Source organism: Micromonospora sp. KC207 (genome assembly GCF_004348615.1).
GTDB lineage: Bacteria > Actinomycetota > Actinomycetes > Mycobacteriales > Micromonosporaceae > Micromonospora.
The window spans coordinates 1-4,357 of sequence record NZ_SMKJ01000411.1; the positions used below are offsets into that span (position 1 = coordinate 1).

General features: G+C 75.1%; 4 protein-coding genes and 1 pseudogene. 4 read left to right on the forward strand and 1 reads right to left on the reverse strand.

Annotated features, from left to right (window positions below):
- Positions 1-948, reverse strand: a 948-nt coding sequence (locus E1258_RS30260) for a serine/threonine-protein kinase (protein WP_132407109.1), incomplete at its 3' end; no start/stop codon positions are given.
- Between the two features lie 152 nt (positions 949-1,100).
- On the opposite strand from E1258_RS30260, the gene E1258_RS30265 reads away from it, so the two are divergent.
- The 4 genes and pseudogenes from E1258_RS30265 to E1258_RS30280 form a co-directional block, all read left to right on the forward strand.
- Complete coding sequence (locus E1258_RS30265) at positions 1,101-1,934, forward strand: patatin-like phospholipase family protein (protein WP_132407111.1); 834 nt, start codon at positions 1,101-1,103, stop codon at positions 1,932-1,934.
- Complete coding sequence (locus tag E1258_RS30270) at positions 1,934-2,956, forward strand: 1-acyl-sn-glycerol-3-phosphate acyltransferase (RefSeq protein WP_132407113.1); 1,023 nt, start codon at positions 1,934-1,936, stop codon at positions 2,954-2,956. The genes E1258_RS30265 and E1258_RS30270 overlap by 1 nt, the downstream gene beginning before the upstream one ends.
- 9 nt (positions 2,957-2,965) lie before the next feature.
- The gene (gene cutA, locus E1258_RS30275; RefSeq protein WP_132407115.1) at positions 2,966-3,286 is read left to right on the forward strand and encodes a divalent-cation tolerance protein CutA; all 321 of its coding nucleotides are present in this window, start codon (positions 2,966-2,968) and stop codon (positions 3,284-3,286) included.
- A gap of 59 nt (positions 3,287-3,345) precedes the next feature.
- A pseudogene (locus E1258_RS30280) lies at positions 3,346-4,357 on the forward strand (hypothetical protein); the annotation flags it as partial.

The following is a 4,357-nucleotide window of genomic DNA, read 5'->3' on the forward strand; positions in this document are numbered from 1 at the left end:
CGCCGTGCCCGGCGCGGGGACGGGCGTCCCGGCCGGGACGCCGGGCGGCTCGGGCGGGACGCCGACCGACGGCAGGGGCATGGTCGGGGCGAGCATGGTGGCGGCCTGCGGGTCGCCCGGCAGGAGTTGGTCGTGCAGCACGAGGGCCACCTGGTGCGCGGTGGGCCGGTCCTGTGGCTCCCGGGACAGGCAGCGCAGGCAGATGCGGACCACCTCGGACGGCAGGCCCGGCACCTGCAACGGCGGGGGCGGGTCGCCGGTCTCCAGGGCCGCGCCGAGCTGCTCCCAGGTGTCCGCCGGGTACGGCACCCGCCCGGTCAGCGTCTCGTAGAGCAGTACGCCGAGCGAGTAGATGTCGGTGGCCGGCTGCGCCGGTGCCCCGTCCAGCCGCTCGGGCGCGACGTACGCGGGCGTGCCGAAGGTGCCGCCGTCCTCGTCCTCGTCGGGGGCGCCGATGTGGGTGGCGATGCCGAAGTCCAGCACCTTCACGCCGACCGGGGTCATCATCACGTTGGCTGGGGTGATGTCCCGGTGCACGATGCCGAGCCGGTGCGCGGCGGCGAGGGCCTCCGCCACCTGGGCGCCGATCTCCACCGCCTCCGGCCAGGGCAACGGGCCCTCGGTGAGCCGGTACTCCAGCTCCTCCCCGTTGAGCAGCTCCATCACCACGAACGAGGTGATGCTGCCGTCCGGGGCGAGCGTCTCGCCGTAGTCGTGCACCGACGTCATGTGTGGGTGGACGAGCTGCGCGGCGGAGCGGGCCTCCTCGCGGACCATGTCCCGGAACCGGGCGTCCGCCGCGAGCGACGGCGCGAGCACCTTCAGCGCGACCATGCGGTCGAGAACCTCGTCCCGGGCACGCCAGATGACCGACATGCCGCCCGCGCCGATCTGGTCGAGGAGCCGGTACCTGCGGGCCAGCAGCCTGCCGGCGTGCAGTGTTGCCATGACGGATCGCACCTGCCTGAGGTCGGGGCGGTATCAGGTTGCGCGAATGTGTCCGGCCTGTCAACGCCCGTCCGGTCCTACCCGGCCGACGTGGGGACGGGGCCGCCCGGCGCCGGACGGCCGGCGTGACCACGCGTGCCAGGATGAGCGGCATGGTCAGCGGTCCGGTGGCGTACGTGCTCGGCGGCGGGGGAGTTCTCGGCGCGGTCGAGGTGGGCATGCTGCGTGCCCTGTTTCGTGCTGACGTCCGCCCCGATCTGGTGCTCGGCACCTCGATCGGGGCGGTGAACGGCGCGCTCGTCGCGGCCGACCCGACCGAGGCGGTCACCGACCGGCTGGTGCGGCTCTGGGCGTCCCCCGAGGCCAGCGAGGTGTACGGCGACTCGGTCGCCCGGCAGCTACGCCGCTTCGCCGCCCGTACCCACCTGCACTCGCCCCGGCCGCTGCGCCGGCTGCTGGAGGCCGAGCTGGGCGAGGAGACCACCTTCGCCGACCTGCGGGTGCCGTTCCGCTGCTGCGCGGCGAACATCGAGCGGGCCGCCGAGCACTGGTTCGACAGCGGCCCGCTGGTGCCGGCGGTGCTCGCCTCCGCCTCGGTGCCGGGGCTGCTGCCGCCCACCGAGATCGGCGGCCAGCACTACATCGACGGCGGGATCGTCAACTCCATCCCGATCGGCGCGGCGGTCGAGGCCGGGGCGCGGCAGATCTTCGTACTCCAGGTGGGCCGGATCGAGCGGGAGCTGACGCCGCCCCGGCGGCCCTGGGAAATCGCCCAGGTCGCGTTCGAGATAGCCCGCCGGCACCGGTTCGCCCGGGAGATGGCGGCGCTGCCCGACGGGGTTCGGGTGCACGTGCTGCCCACCGGGGGGCCGGGCCCGCGCGAGGACAGCCCGTGGGCGTACCGGGACATGGCGGCGGTGGGCCGGCGGATCAGCCGCGCGTACACCGCCTCCCGCCGCTACCTGGCGACCCACCTGGACCGCTGATGCCGCTGCCGCCCCGATGGGTCCGCCGGTTGCTGCTGGCGCCCGGTGTGGTGCTGCTCGCGGCGGCCGTGGTGACCACGCTGCCGGCCTGGGCCCTCGCCGCTCTGGCGCTGTCCCCGCTGGTCCCGGGCCGGCTGCGACCGCTGCGCCTGCTCTGGATCGGCTGCGTCTACCTGGTCTGGGACGCGGCGGCGCTGCTGGCCCTCTTCGCGCTCTGGCTGGCCTCCGGTTTCGGGGTGTGGAAGCGGACGCCGCCGTTCCAGCGGGCGCACTACGTGCTCGCCGGCCACTTCCTCCAGGTGTTCTTCTGGCAGGCCCGGTGGACGCTGCGGCTGCGCATCGACGTGGTCGGCACCGACCCCGACACGGCGCTGCCCGGTCGCCCCGAGCTGGTGGTCTGCCGGCACGCTGGGCCGGGCGACTCGTTCATCCTGATCCACGCGCTGGTCAACTGGTTCCACCGGGAGCCCCGGATCGTGCTCAAGGAGAGCCTCCAGTGGGACCCGGCAATCGACGTGCTGCTCAACCGGCTGCCCAACCGGTTCCTTGCGCCGGAGTCCGACCGGCGGGAGTCGGTGACCGAGCAGATCGGCCACCTCGCCACCGGCCTGGACGACGACGACGCCTTCGTGATCTTCCCCGAGGGGGGCAACTTCACCCCGCGCCGCCGGCTGCGCGCCATCGCCCGGCTGCGTTCGCTCGGCCTGGAACGGATGGCGCTGCGCGCGGAACGGATGCGGCACGTGCTCGCCCCGCAGCCCGGCGGGCTGCTCGCCGCGCTTGACGCCGCCCCCGACGCCGGGGTGATCTTCGTGGCGCACACCGGGCTGGACCGGATGCTCACCGTCGCCGACGTCTGGCGGGAGCTGCCGATGGACAAGCGGATCATCATGCGGTTCTGGTCGGTGCCGCCGGAGGAGATTCCCACCGGCAAGCAGGAGCGCATCGACTGGCTGTTCGACTGGTGGGCGCGGATCGACGAATGGATCGCGGCGCACCACGACGGGGCCGACGGCGCGTAGGGTGCGTTGGTGGAGCGAATCAGCGTGGTGACGACCGTGGTGGACAGCCGCTCGGTCGCGGACGTGCTCGCGGCGGCTGCGGTCGCCGGTCGGCTGGCCGCCTGCGCGCAGGTGGGCGGCCAGGTGGACAGCACCTACTGGTGGCGGTCCGCGATGGAGACGACCACCGAATGGTCCGTGCTGTTCAAGACCGCGCCGGACCGGGTTCAAGCGCTGGTCGACCATATCCGCCTCAGCCACCCGTACGAGGTGCCGGAGGTCCTGGTGACCTGGGTGGACAGCGGCAACCCCGACTACACGGCCTGGGTGCACGAGCAGACCCGTCCCTGAGTACGCGCCTGAGTACGCGCACTCTGGGCGGGGTTTGACCCGGCCACCATGATGGCCGGGTGGACACGAGTGGCTACCCCTGCCCGGGGTGCGGCGCCCCGGCCGACCTGCGCGTCGGCTGCCGGCGCTGTGGCCGGGCCCCCGACCCGGCGGCTGCCGAGGTGATCCGGCTCGACCGGGAGATCGTCATCCTCGCCGGGCGGGCGGAGCAGGCCCACCGGGCGTACCTCGAACTGGTCGAGGCGGTGCGGTCCGCGCAGGCCCGCCGGGCGGACCTGGCGGCCCGGGTTCGGGCGGCGACCCCGGTCGGCGCCGCGCACCCGTCGGGACCGGCCCCCGTCCCGCGGCCCCTGCCCGCGCCGGCTTCCGTGCCTCCCGCGCCGGCCCCCGTGCCGGCGGTCGGCCCCACGCTGCCCGTGCCCGGCCCGGCGGTGCGGGTGCCGTCACCGTCGGCAGGGCCGGTGCAGCCGCAGCGGCCGGTGCCGGTCGGCGGCGCGGAGACCTCCACCCGGGCGGTGCAGGGGCTGCTCTTCGTGCTCGGCGGCCTGCTGCTCGGCACGGCGGCGGTGGTATTCACGGCGGTCGCCTGGGCCACGGTGGGCGTCGTCGGCCGGGCGCTGATCCTGTTCGCGTTCACCGCGCTCGCCCTGGCCGTCCCGCCGCTCGCGGCGCGGCGCGGGCTGCGCGGCACGGCGGAGACGTTCGCCGCGGTGGGCCTGCTGCTGGTGGTGCTCGACGGGTACGCCGCCTGGTCGGTGGACCTGTTCGGGGTGACCGGCTGGTCCGGGGCCCGCTACGCCGCGCTGGTCGCAGGGGTCAGCGCGGTGCTGGCGGCCGGCTACGGCCGGTTGACCCGACTGACGGTGCCGTGGTTCGCGGCGCTGGTCACCGTACAGCCGGTGCTGCCGCTGCTGGCCGGCCCGGCCCGCCCGGCGGCCGCCGGCTGGAACCTGGTGTACGTCGGCGTCGCGGCGCTGAACCTCGCCGTGGTCGCCGCCCTGCGCGGCCGTGGCCCGGCTCGGGTCCCGGCTCCTCCCGCACCGGCGGGGCCGCCGATCCCAGCGCCAGCGC

Excerpts from the sequence above, each read along its gene's own strand:
- E1258_RS30270 (WP_132407113.1), top strand. The coding sequence starts at position 1,934 with ATGCCGCTGCCGCCCCGATGGGTCCGCCGGTTGCTGCTGGCGCCCGGT.
- E1258_RS30265 (WP_132407111.1), top strand. The coding sequence starts at position 1,101 with ATGGTCAGCGGTCCGGTGGCGTACGTGCTCGGCGGCGGGGGAGTTCTC.